Genomic DNA, 1,101 nt, shown 5'->3' with positions numbered 1-1,101 from the left:
CGGAGTTACGGGAGCGGGAGCGACAGGAGCAACCGGGGTAACGGGTCCAACGGGAGCTACGGGGTTAACCGGCCCGATCGGAGGTACGGGAGCAGGAGCGACAGGAGCAACCGGGGTAACGGGTCCAACGGGAGCTACGGGGGTAACCGGCCCGACCGGAGTTACGGGAGCGGGAGCGACAGGAGCAACCGGGGTAACGGGTCCAACGGGAGCTACGGGGTTAACCGGCCCGACCGGAGGTACGGGAGCGGGAGCGACAGGAGCAACCGGGGTAACGGGTCCAACGGGAGCTACGGGGTTAACCGGCCCGACCGGGGTCACGGGAGCCACGGGAGGAACGGGAGCGACAGGAGGAACCGGAGCAACAGGAGGAACGGGAGCAACCGGAGCGACAGGAGGAACCGGAGCAACAGGAGGAACCGGAGCGACAGGAGAAACCGGAGCGACAGGAGGAACCGGAGCAACAGGAGCGACGGGAGCGACAGGAGGAACCGGAGCAACAGGAGCGACAGGAGCGACAGGAGGAACCGGAGCAACAGGAGCGACAGGAGCGACAGGAGGAACCGGAGCAACCGGAGGAACGGGAGCGACAGGAGAAACCGGAGCAACAGGAGCCACGGGAGGAACCGGAGCGACAGGAGCAACCGGAGTAACAGGAGCCACGGGAGCAACAGGAGCGACAGGAGCGACAGGAGCAACAGGAGCAACAGGAGCAACCGGAGCAACAGGAGCCACGGGAGCAACAGGAGCGACAGGAGCGACAGGAGCAACAGGAGCAACCGGAGCAACAGGAGCCACGGGAGCAACAGGAGCGACAGGAGCGACCGGAGCAACAGGAGCAACCGGAGCAACGGGAGGAACGGGAGCGACAGGAGGAACCGGAGCCACCGGGGCCACGGGAGCAACAGGAGGAACCGGAGCGACGGGAGCCACGGGAGCGACAGGAGCAACAGGAGCGACAGGAGCGACCGGAGCAACAGGAGCAACCGGAGCAACGGGAGGAACGGGAGCGACAGGAGGAACCGGAGCCACCGGGGCCACGGGAGCAACAGGAGGAACCGGAGCGACGGGAGCCACGGGAGCGACAGGAGCAACAGGAGC

Annotated in this window: 1 protein-coding gene; it reads left to right on the top strand. The window is 66.8% G+C overall.

Translation table 11 applies throughout. The annotated features are described in order from the left end of the window. A partial coding sequence (locus NQ117_RS23965; RefSeq protein WP_258280510.1) for a hypothetical protein occupies positions 1-1,101 on the top strand: 1,101 nt, incomplete at both ends.

Origin of the sequence: Paenibacillus sp. SC116 (assembly GCF_024733555.1) — a bacterium.
Lineage (GTDB): Bacteria > Bacillota > Bacilli > Paenibacillales > Paenibacillaceae > Paenibacillus_B.
The sequence above is the reverse complement of the archived record's forward strand: the minus strand, read 5'-3'. Positions and strand labels throughout refer to the sequence as shown.